The sequence below is a fragment of the Achromobacter sp. NFACC18-2 genome (assembly GCF_900108985.1).
Classification (GTDB): domain Bacteria; phylum Pseudomonadota; class Gammaproteobacteria; order Burkholderiales; family Burkholderiaceae_B; genus Achromobacter.
Map to the genome: position 1 here is coordinate 109,514 of NZ_FNYM01000003.1, position 17,311 is coordinate 126,824.

At 63.9% G+C, this 17,311-nt stretch carries 18 protein-coding genes; 15 read left to right on the plus strand and 3 right to left on the minus strand.

The features are described from left to right. Positions 1-17 precede the first annotated feature (17 nt). The gene (locus BMW75_RS05385; RefSeq protein WP_092577653.1) at positions 18-785 is read left to right on the plus strand and encodes a phosphatase PAP2 family protein; all 768 of its coding nucleotides are present in this window, start codon (positions 18-20) and stop codon (positions 783-785) included. Here the strand turns inward: BMW75_RS05385 and BMW75_RS05390 are convergent. Genes BMW75_RS05390 through BMW75_RS05400 form a run of 3 tightly spaced genes read right to left on the minus strand, consistent with a single transcriptional unit; the run spans position 756 to position 2,241 of the window. Further along, a complete protein-coding gene (locus BMW75_RS05390; RefSeq protein WP_092577657.1) occupies positions 756-1,190 on the minus strand; it encodes an NAD(P)-binding domain-containing protein in 435 nt (144 codons plus the stop codon). The genes BMW75_RS05385 and BMW75_RS05390 overlap by 30 nt on opposite strands. After that, on the minus strand, positions 1,187-1,630 hold the full coding sequence (locus BMW75_RS05395) for a PaaI family thioesterase (RefSeq protein WP_076519286.1): 444 nt from the start codon (positions 1,628-1,630) through the stop codon (positions 1,187-1,189). The genes BMW75_RS05390 and BMW75_RS05395 overlap by 4 nt, the downstream gene beginning before the upstream one ends. Beyond that, positions 1,627-2,241 carry a TetR/AcrR family transcriptional regulator gene (locus tag BMW75_RS05400; RefSeq protein WP_092577659.1) on the minus strand — a complete coding sequence of 205 codons (615 nt, stop codon included), beginning with the start codon at positions 2,239-2,241 and terminating at the stop codon, positions 1,627-1,629. Before BMW75_RS05400 ends, BMW75_RS05395 begins: the two co-directional genes overlap by 4 nt. A gap of 456 nt (positions 2,242-2,697) precedes the next feature. Here BMW75_RS05400 and BMW75_RS05405 point away from each other — a divergent pair, with 456 nt between their 5' ends. From BMW75_RS05405 to BMW75_RS05470, 14 genes are all read left to right on the plus strand, one after another. After that, entirely contained in the window at positions 2,698-3,807 is a 1,110-nt protein-coding gene (locus BMW75_RS05405) for a porin (protein WP_076519288.1), read from the plus strand. A gap of 291 nt (positions 3,808-4,098) precedes the next feature. Then, complete coding sequence (locus BMW75_RS05410; protein ID WP_006217959.1) at positions 4,099-4,458, plus strand: NADH-quinone oxidoreductase subunit A; 360 nt, start codon at positions 4,099-4,101, stop codon at positions 4,456-4,458. A 39-nt stretch (positions 4,459-4,497) separates the two neighbouring features. Further along, complete coding sequence (locus BMW75_RS05415; RefSeq protein WP_006217960.1) at positions 4,498-4,974, plus strand: NuoB/complex I 20 kDa subunit family protein; 477 nt, start codon at positions 4,498-4,500, stop codon at positions 4,972-4,974. A 78-nt stretch (positions 4,975-5,052) separates the two neighbouring features. Next, positions 5,053-5,679, plus strand: coding sequence for an NADH-quinone oxidoreductase subunit C (locus BMW75_RS05420; protein ID WP_076519289.1), 627 nt, complete (start codon positions 5,053-5,055; stop codon positions 5,677-5,679). Positions 5,680-5,682: 3 nt separating this feature from the next. After that, a complete protein-coding gene (locus BMW75_RS05425; RefSeq protein WP_076519290.1) occupies positions 5,683-6,939 on the plus strand; it encodes an NADH-quinone oxidoreductase subunit D in 1,257 nt (418 codons plus the stop codon). Positions 6,940-6,986: 47 nt separating this feature from the next. Further along, positions 6,987-7,481: an NADH-quinone oxidoreductase subunit NuoE gene (gene nuoE / locus BMW75_RS05430; protein ID WP_076519291.1), complete on the plus strand. Its 495-nt coding sequence runs from the start codon at positions 6,987-6,989 to the stop codon at positions 7,479-7,481. Then, positions 7,478-8,845, plus strand: coding sequence for an NADH-quinone oxidoreductase subunit NuoF (gene nuoF, locus BMW75_RS05435; RefSeq protein ID WP_092577661.1), 1,368 nt, complete (start codon positions 7,478-7,480; stop codon positions 8,843-8,845). The genes nuoE and nuoF overlap by 4 nt, the downstream gene beginning before the upstream one ends. A 15-nt stretch (positions 8,846-8,860) precedes the next feature. Next, entirely contained in the window at positions 8,861-11,188 is a 2,328-nt protein-coding gene (nuoG, locus tag BMW75_RS05440; RefSeq protein WP_076519293.1) for an NADH-quinone oxidoreductase subunit NuoG, read from the plus strand. Beyond that, on the plus strand, positions 11,188-12,261 hold the full coding sequence (gene nuoH, locus BMW75_RS05445; RefSeq protein ID WP_076519294.1) for an NADH-quinone oxidoreductase subunit NuoH: 1,074 nt from the start codon (positions 11,188-11,190) through the stop codon (positions 12,259-12,261). The genes nuoG and nuoH overlap by 1 nt, the downstream gene beginning before the upstream one ends. Before the next feature lie 21 nt (positions 12,262-12,282). Next, positions 12,283-12,771 carry an NADH-quinone oxidoreductase subunit NuoI gene (gene nuoI / locus BMW75_RS05450; RefSeq protein ID WP_092577664.1) on the plus strand — a complete coding sequence of 163 codons (489 nt, stop codon included), beginning with the start codon at positions 12,283-12,285 and terminating at the stop codon, positions 12,769-12,771. 17 nt (positions 12,772-12,788) lie between these two features. After that, positions 12,789-13,442 (plus strand): NADH-quinone oxidoreductase subunit J, encoded by a 654-nt coding sequence (locus BMW75_RS05455; RefSeq protein ID WP_076519295.1) that lies wholly within the window; start codon positions 12,789-12,791, stop codon positions 13,440-13,442. Continuing rightward, positions 13,439-13,747 carry an NADH-quinone oxidoreductase subunit NuoK gene (gene nuoK / locus BMW75_RS05460; protein ID WP_006217969.1) on the plus strand — a complete coding sequence of 103 codons (309 nt, stop codon included), beginning with the start codon at positions 13,439-13,441 and terminating at the stop codon, positions 13,745-13,747. Before BMW75_RS05455 ends, nuoK begins: the two co-directional genes overlap by 4 nt. 17 nt (positions 13,748-13,764) lie before the next feature. Then, on the plus strand, positions 13,765-15,810 hold the full coding sequence (gene nuoL, locus BMW75_RS05465; RefSeq protein WP_092577667.1) for an NADH-quinone oxidoreductase subunit L: 2,046 nt from the start codon (positions 13,765-13,767) through the stop codon (positions 15,808-15,810). Next, positions 15,807-17,309: an NADH-quinone oxidoreductase subunit M gene (locus tag BMW75_RS05470; protein WP_076519297.1), complete on the plus strand. Its 1,503-nt coding sequence runs from the start codon at positions 15,807-15,809 to the stop codon at positions 17,307-17,309. The genes nuoL and BMW75_RS05470 overlap by 4 nt, the downstream gene beginning before the upstream one ends. Positions 17,310-17,311 lie beyond the last annotated feature (2 nt).

Below are 17,311 nucleotides of genomic sequence, written 5' to 3' on the forward strand. Positions count from 1 at the left end.
AATTTGATGGCGTACTCATGACCGATGTCTATGCGGCATGGGCCGCGGCCCATGCCCTCCAATTGTTTGTCGCGCTGCCGCTCGTGGCCGGCGCTGTGGCGCTGCTGTTCATGCGCTGGCACGCCCGGCTGTCCGCCGGCGGCCGCAGCGCGCTCTTCGCCGCCACGGCCCTGGCAGCGTTCGGGACGTTTCTGGCGTTGGCCTTGGCCGTCGACAGCCGCGGGACGATCGTCGCCTTCGACAGCGCGCTGGCCGACGCGCTGAGCATGTCCATGTCCACGTCGATGCTGTGGCTGCTGTCCTGGATCACCTATCTGGGCGACCGCAACCTGCTCACGGTCTTCAGCGTACTGATGACGCTGGGCCTGCTCTGGCGCGGGATGTGGCAGCTTGCGCTCTTTTGCGCCATCACAACCGGCCTGGGCGGGGCGCTCAACTGGCTGCTCAAGCACACCTTCGAACGTGTGCGGCCGGAACACGACCACGGCTACGCGATGGCAAGCGGCTGGAGTTTCCCCAGCGGTCATTCCTCGGCCGCCATGGCCGTGTACGGAACGGCCTGCTACCTGATGTGGCGGCTCGCCCCGCCCGCGTGGCGCATGCCCTGCGTGGCCGGCATGACCGCGCTCATCGTGGCGATCGGCCTGAGCCGCATCCTGCTGCAGGTGCATTTTGCGGGCGATGTGGTCGCCGGGCTGGCGGTGAGCCTGGGGTGGCTGGTGCTATGCGTGGCGGCCTGCGAACGGCTGCACATGTCAGGGGCGGCGGTTCAGCGCCTCCAGTAGGCGCGACCCGGCCCGGTCGACGCCATCGGTCGGCAACGGCGCGCACGTGTAGCGTCCGCCCGCGTGGGCGATGGCCCGGTCGAGTTGCCGCATCCGGTCGTCGGGCGGCGGGTCCAGATCGATGATCAGTTTGCCGGCGATGGGCGCCGTCACCTGGCCGTCGCTGAACCGCTCCAGGGTGCGGTCGATCTCGCGCTCCCGGGGCAGGGCCAGCACGATGGTGTCCGACTCCGCCAGCGCCTCGCGCGCCGACGTCGCCAGCGTCGCGTTGCCGCGGAACGCCTCGCAGCGCGCCGCTTCGACATCGTAGAGCGTCAGCGCAATGTCGGGATCGGCGGCCAGCAACTGCCGCGCCGCCCGCGTGCCGATGCTGCCCATGCCGACGATGCTGACGCGCCGGCTCATGGCTTGGGCACCGACCACGTGCTCACGATATGGGCGAGCGGCTCATCCGAGCCATCGCCCGTCAGCACGACTTCCCCCGCGGACAGCCGGCCCACCTTCAGCAGGCGGGCATGGGCATGGATGGCGCCCGCCGGACTCTTGCGCAGGAAATTGATGGTCAGGCTGGCCGTGACGGCGTGGGCCTGGCCGGTCGCGCCCACCACGGCCGCATACATGGCCAGGTCGGCAAGTCCCATCAGCATGGGCCCGGCGACGATGCCTCCCAGTCGCTGGTGCGCGTCGCGCGCGGGCAGGACCGCGTGCGCCGTGCCGCGCCCGATATGGAGGACGTCGATGCCCAGCAGCATCGAGAACGGATGCTGTTCGGCCAGCAGTACATGAAAGTCGGCCAGGCTGATCAGCGGCGCACGGGTGTCGGGGGGCAGGGCGGTTGCGGTCATCGTCGTTCCAGGGCGTGGCAATAGTTGTCCAGCAGCGGTTCGGCCTGCTGGCCCAGGGACTTGAGGCGTCGGGTGTGCAGCAGCAGCAACAGCCCCATCAGATACGTAAAGACGTTCATCTGCTCGGTTTGCACGACTTCCGCCTCCCAGGCCTTCGTGCGTGCCAGCGCATGCCCGAGCAGATCGATGCATTGCCGCAGCCGGGCATTGAGTTTCTCGTCCATGTCCCGGCCCAGTCCGCGCGGACCCAGCCCCTGGACCAGATACATTCCCAGCGAAAAGTCCGTGCGCCGTTCCGCGTAATAGCCAAAGAACGCGAGGATCGCGCCGCGCGCGGCCGTGTTGTCCTCATGCGCGGCGGCGGCCCGCTCCAGGTGCGCGTGCAACCGCTGCAACGACCCATCCAGCAATTCCCCATAGATCGCTTCCTTGCCCGCGAACCAGGGGTAAATGGCGCCCGTCGTGCAGCCGGCCTCCTTGGCGATCGCGCGGATCGTGGTCTTTTCCAGCCCATCGCGCTCGAAGACCCGCAAGGCGGCGTCCAGGATGATCTGCCTGCGCAGCGCACTCAGGCGTTCGTTGCGTTCGGCGCGCGGGGAGGGGATGGACATGTCGGTCTGGCTCGATTCGATGCCATCGATAATATCGACGATTTTTATTAATAACAACGTTATTCGCCCCGCCTGTGATTACGATGGTCTTCAGTGCCGGAGTCATCCCGGCCGCCTCCGATTTCCCTCGGACGGCAGCGGGAACCGTGAAGAAAGTCGCTTGACGAATGGGTTTTGGAATTGCCCGGAAAATTGGGGGCAGGGCCGAAAGTCGCATGGTTGCGCGCTCGGGCTGTTCGATAAGGGTAAGCCCTAGCGTTGCTCCGCCAGCATCAGTGGGATGTTGCAACTTCCCAACATGCCTGTCGCAAACCTGCACTTTTCTGATGCCGACCGTAGCCAGTCCCCCTGATTTTTGATGCAATAGCGTCAACTTCCCTTCGCGGAGTTAGGGGGGCGGCAGGCTGGTTTGCTGGATTGCTGCTCTTGTCACTCAAATCAACGGAGATTTCTTAAATGAAAAAGACTCTGCTCGCTGCCGCCCTGCTCGCCGGTTTCGCCGGTGTCGCCCAGGCAGAAACGTCTGTCACCCTGTACGGCATCATCGACACGGGCCTCGGCTACAACAAGATCAGCGGTGGTCCCGATGCCGTTAACGGCAGCCGCTTCGGCATGATCAACGGCGTCCAAAACGGTTCGCGCTGGGGTCTGCGTGGTTCGGAAGATCTGGGTGACGGCCTGCGCGCTGTTTTCCAACTGGAATCCGGCTTTGATTCGGGTAACGGCAAGTCGGCTCAAGGTGGCCGTCTGTTCGGTCGCCAAGCCACCGTCGGTCTGGCCAGCGACAGCTGGGGCCAACTGGACTTCGGCCGTCAAACCAACATCGCTTCGAAGTACTTCGGTTCCATCGACCCGTTCGGCGCTGGCTTCGGTCAAGCCAACATCGGCGTTTCGATGAGCGCTGCCAACACGCAACGCTACGACAACATGGTCATGTATCAGACCCCGTCGTTCAGCGGCTTCCAGTTTGGCGTCGGCTACTCGTTCAACGCTGACGACAACAACACCGCCCAAACCGGCTGGAAGACTGCCGACAACACCCGCGCCATCACGACCGGTCTGCGCTACGTCAACGGCCCGCTGAATGTCGCTCTGTCGTACGACCAACTGAACGCTTCGAACCGTCTGCCGACGGAAGCCACCGACGCCACCCCGCGTATGTACGCGATCGGCGCTTCGTATGACTTCGAAGTCGTGAAGCTGGCTCTGGCCTACGCTCGCACCACCGACGGCTGGTTCGCTGGCCAAGGCGTGAACACCGGCACGGGCTCCCTGAGCATCGGCACCAACATCTTCGCCGATGGCTTCAAGGCCAACTCGTACATGGTCGGCCTGTCCGCCCCGATCGGCGGCGCAAGCAAGCTGTTCGGTTCGTGGCAAATGGTTGACCCCAGCAACGACCGTATCAACGGTGCTGAGACGATGAACGTCTTCTCGCTGGGCTACACCTACGACCTGTCCAAGCGCACCAACCTGTACGCTTACGGTTCGTACGCCAAGAACTACGCCTTCGTGGAAGACATCAAGTCGACCGCCGTCGGCGTCGGTGTCCGTCACCGCTTCTAATCCAATGCAGGGCGCAAGCCCTGCCTGGATTTAAAGCTGACGCGAACGGGCTTCGGCCCGTTCGCATGAACCACCCATTGGGGTGGTTTTTTTTCGCCTGATGGTTGAATTCGGGCATACTGCGGCGACTTGTCTTTGAAGCCGTGTATCCTCCACAAGTGCTTGTGAAAGCTGCGATTGTTCCATTTGAGGAATGCAGTCTTTCGCCTGCTATTCAAGCTACAGAGTTCAGCCGGAAGTAACCGCGCGAATGCTACAATCCTAAGGTTTGCGCATTTGACGGACGCCTGAATGAACCTGCAACAGTATTTTCCCGTCCTGCTGTTTATCGTAGTGGCCACCCTTATCGGGTTCGCGCTTCTAACGGCCGGCTCCCTCCTTGGCCCGCGGCGTCCTTACGCTGAGAAGCTCTCGCCTTACGAGTGCGGCTTCGAAGCGTTTGAAGATGCTCGCATGAAGTTTGACGTGCGCTACTACCTCGTGGCGATCCTGTTCATTCTTTTCGACCTGGAAATCGCGTTCCTGTTCCCGTGGGCCATTGCCCAGGGCACTGTCGGGCTCGTCGGTTTCTGGACGGTCATGGTTTTCCTCGCCGTGTTGACCGTCGGCTTCATCTACGAATGGAAAAAGGGCGCGCTGGACTGGGAGTGACCTCCGGGTTCATTTCACAGCACGCTATCAGAGACGAATATGGCTATAGACGGCATTCTCAAGCAAGGCTTCATCACAACCAGCGCCGACAAGTTCCTGAACTGGGCGAAGACCGGTTCGATGTGGCCCATGACCTTCGGTCTGGCCTGTTGCGCGGTTGAGATGATGCACGCGGGCGCGGCCCGCTATGACCTGGACCAATTCGGCATCATCTTCCGGCCCAGTCCGCGTCAGTCCGATCTCATGATCGTGGCCGGCACGTTGTGCAACAAGATGGCGCCCGCGCTGCGCAAGGTCTACGACCAGATGCCCGAGCCGCGCTGGGTGGTTTCCATGGGCTCCTGTGCCAATGGCGGCGGCTACTACCACTACTCGTATTCGGTGGTCCGTGGCTGCGATCGCATCGTACCGGTAGACGTCTACGTGCCGGGCTGCCCGCCCACGGCCGAGGCGCTGGTCTACGGCTTGCTGCAGATGCAGAACAAGATCCGCCTGACCAACACGATTGCGCGCTGATGCTTCACGGGTTCGACGGCAGGCCCCGCCGCCTCGGACCCCGCGAAGCCAGCGTATCGGTTCACCTAAGCGTACAAGATGATGACCAGGCTCGAATCCCTGAAAAACAATTTGCAGACCACCCTCGGCGCGGACATCGCGCTGACCGAGGCGCTGGGCGAGCTGACGCTCGAAGTGCCCGCGGAGCAGTGGTTCTCCGTCTGCAACAAGCTGCGCACCGAAGCCGGCCTGCGCTTTGAAACCTGTATCGACCTCTGCGGCGTCGACTACCTGACCTGGGGCAACGGCACGCGCCAGCTCCCCGAGGAAGCCAACGTCCGGGTCCACCGTTCGCGTTATGCCGTCGTGGCGCACCTGCTCTCCATCGAGAACAACTGGCGCCTGCGCGTGCGTACGTGGGCGCCTGACGACGAATTCCCGATGGTCGCCTCGCTGATGGAATGCTGGCCGGCCGTGGGCTGGTTCGAGCGCGAAGCCTTCGACCTGTACGGCATCGTCTTCGAAGGCCACCCCGACCTGCGCCGCATCCTCACCGACTACGGCTTCATCGGCCATCCTTTCCGCAAGGACTTCCCGCTGTCGGGCACCGTCGAAATGCGCTACGACCCCGAGCAACGGCGCGTCATCTACCAGCCGGTCACGATCGATCCGCGCGAGATCACCCCGCGCGTGGTGCGCGAAGACACCTACGGCATGGGGCGTTGAATCATGGCAGACATCAAGAACTACACCCTGAACTTCGGTCCTCAACACCCGGCCGCGCACGGCGTGCTGCGCCTGGTGCTCGAGCTCGACGGCGAAGTCATCCAGCGCGCCGACCCGCACATCGGCCTGCTGCACCGCGCCACCGAAAAGCTGGCCGAACACAAGACCTACATCCAGGCGCTGCCCTACATGGACCGCCTGGACTACGTGTCCATGATGTGCAATGAGCACGCCTACGTCATGGCCATCGAGAAGCTGCTGGGCATCGAAGCCCCGCTGCGTGCGCAGTACATCCGCGTGATGTTCGACGAAATCACGCGCCTCCTGAACCACCTGATGTCCCTGGGCTCGCACGCCCTGGACGTGGGTGCCATGGCGGTGTTCCTGTACGCCTTCCGCGAGCGCGAAGACCTGATGGACTGCTACGAAGCGGTCTCGGGCGCGCGCATGCACGCGGCCTACTACCGTCCGGGCGGCGTCTACCGCGACCTGCCGGATTCGATGCCGCAATACGGCGACACCAGCAAGTACCGCGGCGACAAGGAAATGCGCGCCATGAACGACGCGCGTTCGGGCTCGCTGCTGGACTTCATCGAAGACTTCACCAACCGCTTCCCGGCCTGCGTCGACGAATACGAAACGCTGCTCACCGACAACCGCATCTGGAAGCAGCGCCTGGTCGGCATCGGCGTGGTCGATCCCGAGCGCGCCAAGGCGCTGGGCTTCACCGGCCCGATGCTGCGCGGTTCGGGCGTGGCCTGGGACCTGCGCAAGATGCAGCCCTACGAAGTCTACGATCTGCTCGATTTCGACATCCCCGTGGGCGTCAACGGCGATTGCTACGACCGCTATCTGGTCCGCGTCGCCGAGATGCGCCAGAGCAACCGCATCATCCGCCAGTGCGTGGAATGGCTGCGCAACAATCCCGGCCCGGTCATGATCGAGAACCACAAGATCGCCCCGCCGTCGCGCACCGCCATGAAGACCAACATGGAAGAGCTGATCCATCACTTCAAGCTCTTCACCGAAGGTTTCCACGTGCCTCCGGGCGAGGCGTACGCCTCGGTCGAGCATCCGAAGGGCGAATTCGGCATCTACCTGGTGTCCGACGGCGCCAACAAGCCTTACCGCCTGAAGATTCGGGCGCCTGGCTTCGTCCACCTGCAATCGCTGGATGAAATGTCGCGCGGCCACATGATCGCCGACGCCGTCACCATCATTGGCACGCAGGACATCGTTTTCGGCGAGATCGATCGCTGATCCGTCCAGACAGTCACGAGCACGCCCGCATAACCCGGATTCAAACTATGCTGCTTTCCGAACAGGCCTACCAGAAAATCGACCGTGAACTGGCCAAGTTCCCGGCCGACCAGCGGCAGTCCGCCATCATGGCCTCGCTTGCCATCGCGCAAGAAGAGAAGGGCTGGTTGGCTACCGAAATCATCGAAGATGTGGCCAAGTACATTGGCGTTCCGCCCATCGCGGTCCAGGAAGTCGCCACCTTCTACAACATGTTCGACGTCAAGCCCGTCGGCAAGAACAAGATCGCCGTCTGCACGAACCTGCCCTGTGCCTTGCGCGACGGCGACCGCGCCGGCGAATACCTCAAGCGCAAGCTGGGCGTCGACTACCGCGAGACGACTGCTGACGGCCAGTTCACCCTGGTCGAAGGCGAATGCATGGGCGCTTGCGGCGATTCCCCCGTGCTGATCGTGAACAACAAGCATATGTGCGTGCGCATGACCGACGAGAAGCTGGACGCGCTGGTCGCGGCCCTCAAGGTGCAAGGAGAGTCGGCATGAACGCGCCCGACCTGTACAAGCAGTTCGCCCAGGGGCTGGATCCCAACCCCCTGAACGATCTGTCCAATTCGATGTGCCTGCACGGCCGGCACCTCCAGCCGCAGATCATGGCCGACGTCGACGGCGCCAACTGGCGCCTGGAAGACTACGTCAAGCGCGGCGGCTACGAAGCCCTGAAGAAGATCCTCACCACCGGCATGAAGCCGGAAGACGTGATCGCCGAGGTCAAGGCCTCCGGCCTGCGCGGCCGCGGCGGCGCGGGCTTTCCGACCGGCCTGAAGTGGAGCTTCATGCCGCGCGCCTTCCCCGGCCAGAAGTACCTGGTCTGCAACTCCGACGAAGGCGAGCCCGGCACGTTCAAGGACCGCGACATCCTGCGCTTCAATCCGCACATCGTGATTGAAGGCATGGCCATCGCCGCCTACGCCATGGGCATCAGCGTCGGCTACAACTACATCCACGGCGAAATCTTCGAAGTCTACGAGCGCTTCGAGGAAGCCCTGGAAGAAGCGCGCGCCGCCGGCTTCCTGGGCGACCGCCTGTTCGGTTCGGACTTCAGCTTCCAGCTCCACGCCTTCCACGGCTACGGCGCCTACATCTGCGGCGAAGAAACCGCGCTGCTGGAATCCCTGGAAGGCAAGAAGGGCCAGCCGCGCTTCAAGCCGCCGTTCCCGGCCAGCTTTGGCCTGTACGGCAAGCCCACCACGATCAACAACACGGAAACGTTCGCGGCCGTGCCGTGGATCATCCGCAACGGCGGCCAGGCCTACCTGGAAGTCGGCAAGCCGAACAACGGCGGCACCAAGCTGTTCTCGATCACCGGCGACGTCGAGCGTCCCGGCAACTACGAGATCCCGCTGGGCACCCCGTTCTCGACCCTGCTGGAACTGGCGGGCGGCATGCGCGGCGGCAAGAAGCTCAAGGCCGTCATCCCCGGCGGCTCGAGCGCCCCGGTCCTGCCCGCCGACATCATGATGGCTTGCACGATGGACTATGACTCCATCGCCAAGGCCGGCTCGATGCTGGGTTCGGGCGCCGTCATCGTCATGGACGAGACGCGCTGCATGGTCAAGTCGCTGCTGCGCCTGTCTTACTTCTATTTCGAAGAAAGCTGCGGCCAGTGCACGCCGTGCCGTGAAGGCACCGGCTGGCTCTACCGCATGGTGCATCGCATCGAAAACGGTCAAGGCCGTCCGGAAGATCTGGAGCTGCTGGACAACGTGGCCGCGAACATCATGGGCCGCACCATCTGCGCCCTCGGTGACGCCGCCGCCATGCCCGTCCGTGGCTTCCTCAAGCATTTTCGCGACGAATTCGCGCACCACATCGAGCACAAGTCTTGTGTGGTCCCGCAATATCTGTAGGTCTCAGGAACAGCAATGGTTGAACTAACCGTCGACGGCAACAAGGTCGAAGTGCCCGAAGGCAGCATGGTCATGCATGCCGCCCAGAAAGTCGGGCTTTACGTGCCGCATTTCTGCTACCACAAGAAACTGTCCATCGCGGCCAACTGCCGGATGTGCCTGGTTGAAGTGGAAAAAGCGCCTAAGGCGCTGCCCGCCTGCGCCACGCCCGTGACCAACGGCATGGTCGTCCACACCTGCTCGGAGAAGGCTCGCGCCGCTCAGAAGTCGGTGATGGAATTCTTGCTCATCAATCACCCCCTCGACTGCCCGATCTGCGATCAGGGCGGCGAATGCCAGTTGCAGGATCTGGCCGTGGGCTATGGCGGATCCTCGTCGCGCTATCAGGAAGAAAAGCGCGTCGTGTTCCACAAGGACCTCGGCCCGCTCGTTTCCGCCGAGGAAATGTCCCGCTGCATCCACTGCACCCGCTGCGTGCGCTTCGGCCAGGAAATTGCCGGCGTCATGGAACTGGGCATGCTGGGCCGTGGCGAACACTCCGAGATCACCACCTTCGTGGGCCGCTCGATCGAGTCCGAACTGTCGGGCAACATGATCGACATCTGTCCGGTGGGCGCGCTGACCTCCAAGCCCTTCCGCTACAGCGCGCGCACCTGGGAACTGGCTCGCCGCCGTTCGGTCAGCCCGCACGACAGCCTGGGCGCCAACCTGGTGGTCCAGGTCAAGGGCGACCGCGTGATGCGCGTGGTGCCGTTCGAAGACGAAGCCGTCAACGAATGCTGGATCAGCGACCGCGACCGCTTCTCGTATGAAGGCCTGAACAGCGAAGACCGCCTGTCCGCCCCGATGATCAAGGGCGCCGATGGCAAGTGGCAGGAAGCCTCCTGGGCCGATGCCCTGCAGGCCGTGGCCCAGGGCCTGTCGCGCGTGCGTGACAGCTTCGGCGCCGGCCAGATCGGCGCGCTGGCCTCCGAGTACGCCACCACCGAGGAATACGCGCTGCTGGGCCGCCTGGTCCGCGCGCTGGGTTCCGAGAACATCGACTTCCGCCTGCGCCAGACCGATCCGGCCTTCGACGCCGCGCTGACTGGCGCGCCGTGGCTGGGCATGCCCATCGCCGAACTCGACAACCTGGACCGCGTCCTGGTCGTCGGCTCGTTCCTGCGCAAGGATCACCCCCTGATGGCTCAGCGCCTGCGTCAGGCCGCCAAGCGCGGCACGCAGGTCCTGATGGTCGACAGCGCCGCCGACGATCCCCTGCTGCCCGTGACCGCGCGCATCACCGTCGCGCCGTCCGAACTGGCGCGCGCGCTGGCCGAAGTGGCCGTCGCGCTGGCCCAGGCCAAGGAACAGGCCGTGCCGGCCGAATTCGCCTCGGTCACGCCGGGCGAAAACGCCAAGCTCATCGCCGCCAGCCTCGCGTCGGGCGCCAACACCGCCGTCCTGATGGGCAACCTGGCCGTCGCCAGCGCCCAGGCCACCACGCTGGCCGCCAACGGCCGCGCCGTGGCTGACCTGGCAGGCGGCAAGTTCGGCTTCCTGACCTCGGGCGGCAACACGGTCGGCGGTTACCTCGCCGGCGCCATCCCGGGCAAGGGCGGCAAGACCGCCGCCGCCATGCTGGCCGAACCGCTCAAGGCCTACGTGGTCCTGCACGCCGAGCCGCTGCTCGACGCCGACAACGGCCAGCAGGCCATCGCCGCGCTGCGCGGCGCGCAGTTCGCCGTCGCGCTCACGCCTTACCGTTCGGCCGCGGCCGAATGGGCCGACGTGATGCTGCCGGTGTCGCCGTTCACCGAAACCTCCGGCACCTTCGTCAACGCGCAAGGTCTTGCCCAGAGTTTCAAGGGCACGGTCACGCCGTTCGGCCAGACCCGTCCGGGCTGGAAGGTCCTGCGCGTGCTGGGCAACGTCCTGCACCTGGCGGGCTTTGACGACGAGACCTCCGAGTCCGTGCGCGACGCCGTGCTGGCCGGTGGCATCGAAGGCCGTCTTTCCAACGACATCAAGGCGCCGCTGGGCCTGGGCCAGGCGCTCACGGGCCTGGAACGCGTCGCCGATGTGCCGATCTACCGCACCGACGCCATGGTGCGCCGTTCGGAACCGCTGCAGGCCTCGCCGGCTTCCAAGAAGCCCGCCGCCGCCATGAACGGCCGCACGCTCACCAGCCTGGGCCTGACGGCCGGCGTCAAGGTGCGCGTGTCGGGCGGGCAGGGCGCCGTCGAACTGGAAACCGTGCAGGATGATGCCGTGGCCGACCGCGCCGTGCGCATTTCCGCAGCCTTCGAAACTACCGCTGCCCTGGGTGGCGCATTTGGTCAAATCAGCGTGGAGCGTGCCTGATGGAATGGCTCAATGTTCTTGAAAGCCACGGTCAGGCATTGCTGGGCCCGACGGTCTGGATGGTCCTCTGGACCCTCATCAAGATCGTGGTCATTGCCGTGCCCATCATCCTGTGCGTCGCCTACCTGACGTACTGGGAACGCAAGATGATCGGCGCCATGCACGTGCGCATGGGTCCGAACCGCGTCGGTTTCAAGGGGCTGCTGCAGCCCTTTGCAGACGTGTTCAAGCTGCTGACCAAGGAAGTCGTCGTTCCCAGCCAGGCCAACAAGGTGCTGTTCATCGTGGCCCCGGTGGTCACGCTGATGCCCGCGCTGGCCGCCTGGGCGGTCGTGCCGTTCGGTCCGGACGTCGTGCTGGCCAACGTCAACGCCGGCCTGCTGTACATCATGGCCATCACGTCCATCGGCGTGTATGGCGTGATCGTCGCCGGCTGGGCCTCGAACTCCAAGTACGCGTTCCTGGGCGCGCTGCGCGCCTCGGCCCAGATGCTGTCGTATGAACTGGCCATCGGCTTCGTGCTGGTGACGGTGCTGCTGGTGTCGGGCAGCCTGAACATGTCCGAGATCGTGAACGTCCAGAACCGCGGCTGGTTTGCCGAGAAGGGCCTGACGTTCATGTCCTGGAACTGGCTGCCGCTGTTGCCGCTGTTCGTGATCTACGTGATCTCGGCCGTCGCGGAAACCAACCGCCACCCGTTCGACGTGGTGGAAGGCGAATCCGAAATCGTGGCCGGCCACATGGTCGAATACTCGGGCATGGCGTTCGCGCTGTTCTTCCTGGGCGAATACGCCAACATGATCCTGCTGTCGTGCATGGCGTCGATCATGTTCCTGGGCGGTTGGGCTTCCCCGATCGATATCGCGCCGCTGACCTGGATTCCGGGTTGGATCTGGCTGGGTCTCAAGACGTTCGTCGTGGTCTCGTTGTTCGTGTGGTTCCGGGCCTCGTTCCCGCGCTACCGCTACGACCAGATCATGCGTTTGGGTTGGAAAATCTTCATCCCGCTGACCGGCGTCTGGCTGGTCGTGGTGGCGATCTGGATGCAGACGCCCTGGAACATTTGGCGCTAAGCCGCCAAGCAGAGGCACGATATGGAAGCGATCAAGGATTTCTTCGGCAGCCTGATGCTGACCGAGTTGCTCAAGGGCATGCGCCTGACGGGCAAGTATTTCTTCAAGCGCAAGGTCACCTTGCGCTACCCCCAGGAAAAGACCCCTGCGTCGCCGCGTTTCCGCGGCCTGCACGCGCTGCGCCGCTACCCCAACGGGGAAGAGCGCTGCATCGCTTGCAAGCTGTGCGAAGCCGTGTGTCCGGCGCTGGCGATCACGATCGAGTCGGACCAGCGCGAGGACGGCACCCGCCGCACGACGCGTTACGACATCGACCTGACCAAGTGCATTTTCTGCGGCTTCTGTGAGGAAAGCTGCCCCGTGGACTCCATCGTGGAAACCCATATCCACGAATACCACGGCGAAAAGCGCGGCGACCTGTATTTCACCAAAGACATGCTGCTCGCCGTGGGCGACCGCTACGAAGCCGACATCGCCCGCCGCCGGGCCGAAGACGCGCCTTACCGCTGAAGCCCAGGGTCCGATCCATGACTTTTACCACTGTCCTTTTCTACATACTGGCCGCCGTGCTGGTGATCGCGGCGTTCCGCGTGATCACCGCACGCAGCGCGGTCACCGCTGTTCTGCACCTGATCCTGGCGTTCGCCAACGCCGCCATGCTGTGGATGCTGCTGGGCGCGGAATTCCTGGCGCTGCTGCTGGTGCTGGTGTACGTGGGCGCCGTGATGGTGCTCTTCCTCTTCGTCGTGATGATGCTGGACATCCGCATGGACACCCTGCGCCAGGGCATGAAGACCTACCTGCCGCTCGGCCTGGTGATCGGCCTGGTGCTGGTGCTGGAAGTGTCCTTCGTGCTGGGCTCCATCTGGTACGGCTCCGGCCCCCAGGCGCAGCTCGCCAGCGACTACAACAACGCCCGCGCCCTGGGCGAGGCGATGTACACGCAGTACGTCTATGCCGTTGAAGTCGGCGCCGCGCTGCTGCTGGTCGGCATGGTCGCCGCGATTGCGCTGACCCTGCGCCGCCGCCGCGACGTGAAGTACAACGACCCGGTCGCCGCTGTCCGCGTGCGTTCGAAGGACCGCTTCCGCATGGTGAGCATGCCCGCCCAGAGCGAGCGCGCCCAGGCCAAGCGTGACGCTTCGAACGGCGTTGCCGCGCCCCAAGGAGAAAAAGAATGACGTTGACGCTGGCCCACTATCTGATCCTTGGCGCGATCCTGTTCGCCATCGGGATCTTCGGCATCTTCCTGAACCGCCGCAACCTGATCATTCTCCTGATGTCCATCGAGCTGGTGCTCCTGGCCGTCAACATGAACTTCGTGGCGTTCTCCAGCTGGTTCGGCGACACCGCCGGCCAGGTGTTCGTGTTCTTCATCCTGACCGTGGCCGCCGCTGAAGCGGCGATCGGCCTGGCCATCCTGGTGCTGCTGTTCCGCAACCTGAACACGATCAACGTTGACGAACTCGATCGCCTGAAGGGCTGACGGGGTATTGGAAGAAAATGTCTAGCTCACCCAATCTCTACCTGCTCATCGCGCTGGCGCCGCTGGCCGGAGCAATTCTCGCGGGCCTTTTCGGCACCGGGTTCCTTGGCCGTCCCATCGGTCGCCGCGCCTCGCACGTCATCACCATCCTGGGCGTGCTCATCTCCGCCATCGGTTCGGTGGTGGTGCTGGGCGACGTGCTGAACGGCCTGCGCTTCGACGGCGCGGTCTACACCTGGAGCCTCATCGGCCAGACCAAGCTGGAAATCGGCTTCCTGATCGATCCGCTCTCGGCCATGATGATGGTCGTGGTGACCTCCGTGTCGCTGATGGTGCACATCTACACCATCGGCTACATGGCCGACGATCCCGGCTACCAGCGCTTCTTCTCGTACATCTCGCTGTTCACGTTCTCCATGCTGATGCTGGTGATGTCGAACAACATGGTGCAGCTGTTCTTCGGCTGGGAAGCGGTGGGCCTGGTGTCGTACCTGCTGATCGGCTTCTGGTACACCCGTCCCACGGCGATCTTCGCCAACATGAAGGCGTTCCTGATCAACCGCGTCGGCGACTTCGGCTTCGTGCTGGGCATCGGCCTGTTGTTCGCCTACGCCGGCACCATGAACTACGGCGAAGTCTTCGCCCAGGCCGACAAGCTGGCCGGCATGACGCTGCCCGGTTCCGACTGGATGCTGCTGACCGTTGCATGTATTTGCCTGTTCATCGGCGCCATGGGTAAATCGGCCCAGGTTCCGCTGCACGCCTGGCTGCCCGACTCGATGGAAGGCCCGACCCCGATCTCCGCGCTGATCCACGCCGCCACCATGGTGACGGCCGGCATCTTCATGGTGGCGCGTTTCTCGCCCCTGTTCGAGCTGTCGGACACGGCGCTGTCGTTCATCATCGTGATCGGCGCCATCGGCGCGCTGTTCCTGGGCATCCTGGGCATCATCCAGAACGACATCAAGCGCGTCGTCGCGTACTCCACGCTGTCGCAGCTGGGCTACATGACCGTGGCGCTGGGCGCGTCGGCCTACTCGGTCGCGATCTTCCACCTGATGACGCACGCGTTCTTCAAGGCGCTGCTGTTCCTGGGCGCGGGTTCGGTCATCATCGGCATGCACCACGACCAGGACATCCGCAACATGGGCGGCCTGCGCAAGTACATGCCCATCACCTGGATCACCTTCCTGCTGGGCACGCTGGCCCTGGTCGGCACGCCGTTCTTCTCGGGTTTCTACTCGAAGGAAAACATCATCGAAGCCGCCGGCCACGCCAACGTGTGGGGCGCGAGCTTTGCCTACTACGCGGTGCTGATCGGCGTGTTCGTCACCTCGCTGTACTCGTTCCGCGTGTACTTCCTGGTCTTCCACGGCAAGGAACGCTTCGATACGTCCGACCATGGCCACGGCCATGACGCGCACGGCCACGGTCATGACGACCACGGCCACGACGACCACGGCCATGGCCACCACGGCGGCAAGCCGCACGAGTCGCCCTGGGTGGTCACGCTGCCGCTGGTGCTGCTGGCGATCCCGTCCGTGCTGATCGGCGCCTGGGCCGTCGACCCGATGGTCTTCGGCAAGTTCTTCGAAGGCACCATCAAGGTGCTGCCGCTGCAGCATCCGGCCATGCACGTGCTGAGCGAGGAATGGCACGGCTGGGTCGCCTACGGCCTGCATGCCTTCCAGACCCTGCCGTTCTGGCTGGTCGTGGCTGGCTTCGTCATCTCCTGGTACTGCTACCTGATCAATCCCAAGGTTCCGGCCGCCATCAAGTCCAGCCTGTCGGGCGTGAACAAGGTGCTCGAGAACAAGTACTACGTGGACTGGTTCAATGAGCAGGTGATCGCGCGCGGCTTGCGCTGCCTGGGCCGCGGCCTGTGGCAGACCGGCGATCGCGGCATCATCGACGGCATCCTGATCAACGGTAGCGCCCGCCTGGTGGGCTGGGTGGCAGCCATCAGCCGCCACCTGCAGTCCGGCTTCATCTATCACTATGCGTTCGCAATGATCATCGGCGTCATGGCGCTGGTGACTTTCTTTGTGCTGATTCCCCAATGATGGCAAGCGAGATGGCATCCAACACTTTTCCCTGGCTCACGCTTGCGATCTTTGTCCCGATCGTATTCGGCCTGCTGGTGCTGGCGGTGGGCCGCGACGATCGTCCCGGCCTGACCCGCGGCCTGTCGCTGGTCGGCTCGATCGCCGGCTTCCTGGTCACGATTCCGCTCTACACGGGTTTTGATTCCTCCACGGCTGCCATGCAGTTCGTCGAGAAGACCTCCTGGATCGAGGCCTTCAACGTCAACTACCACCTGGGCATCGACGGCATTTCGCTCTGGTTCGTGCTCCTGACCGCGTTCATCACCATCATCGTGGTGCTGGCCGGCTGGGAAGTCATCACCAGCCGTGTCGCGCAATACATGGCCGCCTTCCTGATCCTCTCGGGTCTGATGGTGGGCGTGTTCTGCGCGCTGGACGGCATGCTGTTCTACGTGTTCTTCGAAGCCACGCTGATCCCGATGTACATCATCATCGGCGTCTGGGGCGGACCGAACCGCGTGTATGCGGCGTTCAAGTTCTTCCTGTACACCCTGATGGGTTCGCTGCTGACGCTGGTTGCGTTCGTGTACCTCTGGAACGTCTCGGGCGGTTCGTTCGACATCCTGACCTGGCAGCAGACCAAGCTGGGCTACACCCCGCAGATCCTGATCTTCGTGGCGCTGCTGGCGGCCTTCGCGGTCAAGGTGCCGATGTGGCCGGTCCACACGTGGTTGCCCGACGCTCACGTCGAAGCGCCCACGGGCGGCTCCATCGTCCTGGCCGCGATCATGCTGAAGCTGGGCGCCTACGGCTTCCTGCGCTTCTCGCTGCCGATCGCGCCCGACGCCTCGCACAGCCTGGCCGGCCTGATGATCACGCTGTCGCTGATCGCCGTGATCTACATCGGCCTGGTCGCGATCGTGCAGGACGACATGAAGAAGCTGGTGGCCTATTCGTCGGTCGCGCACATGGGCTTCGTCACGCTGGGCTTCTTCATCTTCAACACGGCCGGCGTCGAAGGCGCCATCGTGCAGATGATCTCGCACGGCTTCGTGTCGGGCGCCATGTTCATGTGTATCGGCGTGCTCTATGACCGCATGCACTCGCGCCGCATCGCCGACTACGGCGGCGTGGTCAACGTGATGCCGCGCTTTGCCACGTTCTTCATCCTGTTCTCGATGGCCAACAGCGGCCTGCCGGCCACCAGCGGTTTCGTCGGCGAATTCATGGTGATCATGGGCGCGGTCCAGCACAATTTCTGGATTGGCCTCCTGGCAGCCACCGCCCTGATCCTGGGCGCGGCGTATTCGCTGTGGATGGTCAAGCGCGTCGTCCTGGGCGATGTCGCCAACGACCACGTGCGCGAGCTGACCGATATCAATCGCCGCGAATTCGTGATTCTTGGCGTGATGGCGATCGCCGTGTTGTACATGGGGATCTATCCCAAGCCCTTTACCGACGTGATGCACGTGTCGGTCGAGGCCCTGCTGCAACACGTTGCCGTCTCGAAACTGTAAGA

Bases quoted from the DNA above. Each gene is read 5' to 3' on its own strand.
- BMW75_RS05385 (WP_092577653.1), top strand. From the start codon at position 18: ATGACCGATGTCTATGCGGCATGGGCCGCGGCCCATGCCCTCCAATTG.
- BMW75_RS05390 (WP_092577657.1), bottom strand. From the start codon at position 1,190: ATGAGCCGGCGCGTCAGCATCGTCGGCATGGGCAGCATCGGCACGCGG.
- BMW75_RS05395 (WP_076519286.1), bottom strand. From the start codon at position 1,630: ATGACCGCAACCGCCCTGCCCCCCGACACCCGTGCGCCGCTGATCAGC.
- BMW75_RS05400 (WP_092577659.1), bottom strand. From the start codon at position 2,241: ATGTCCATCCCCTCCCCGCGCGCCGAACGCAACGAACGCCTGAGTGCG.
- BMW75_RS05405 (WP_076519288.1), top strand. From the start codon at position 2,698: ATGAAAAAGACTCTGCTCGCTGCCGCCCTGCTCGCCGGTTTCGCCGGT.
- BMW75_RS05410 (WP_006217959.1), top strand. From the start codon at position 4,099: ATGAACCTGCAACAGTATTTTCCCGTCCTGCTGTTTATCGTAGTGGCC.
- BMW75_RS05415 (WP_006217960.1), top strand. From the start codon at position 4,498: ATGGCTATAGACGGCATTCTCAAGCAAGGCTTCATCACAACCAGCGCC.
- BMW75_RS05420 (WP_076519289.1), top strand. From the start codon at position 5,053: ATGATGACCAGGCTCGAATCCCTGAAAAACAATTTGCAGACCACCCTC.
- BMW75_RS05425 (WP_076519290.1), top strand. From the start codon at position 5,683: ATGGCAGACATCAAGAACTACACCCTGAACTTCGGTCCTCAACACCCG.
- nuoE (WP_076519291.1), top strand. From the start codon at position 6,987: ATGCTGCTTTCCGAACAGGCCTACCAGAAAATCGACCGTGAACTGGCC.
- nuoF (WP_092577661.1), top strand. From the start codon at position 7,478: ATGAACGCGCCCGACCTGTACAAGCAGTTCGCCCAGGGGCTGGATCCC.
- nuoG (WP_076519293.1), top strand. From the start codon at position 8,861: ATGGTTGAACTAACCGTCGACGGCAACAAGGTCGAAGTGCCCGAAGGC.
- nuoH (WP_076519294.1), top strand. From the start codon at position 11,188: ATGGAATGGCTCAATGTTCTTGAAAGCCACGGTCAGGCATTGCTGGGC.
- nuoI (WP_092577664.1), top strand. From the start codon at position 12,283: ATGGAAGCGATCAAGGATTTCTTCGGCAGCCTGATGCTGACCGAGTTG.
- BMW75_RS05455 (WP_076519295.1), top strand. From the start codon at position 12,789: ATGACTTTTACCACTGTCCTTTTCTACATACTGGCCGCCGTGCTGGTG.
- nuoK (WP_006217969.1), top strand. From the start codon at position 13,439: ATGACGTTGACGCTGGCCCACTATCTGATCCTTGGCGCGATCCTGTTC.
- nuoL (WP_092577667.1), top strand. From the start codon at position 13,765: ATGTCTAGCTCACCCAATCTCTACCTGCTCATCGCGCTGGCGCCGCTG.
- BMW75_RS05470 (WP_076519297.1), top strand. From the start codon at position 15,807: ATGATGGCAAGCGAGATGGCATCCAACACTTTTCCCTGGCTCACGCTT.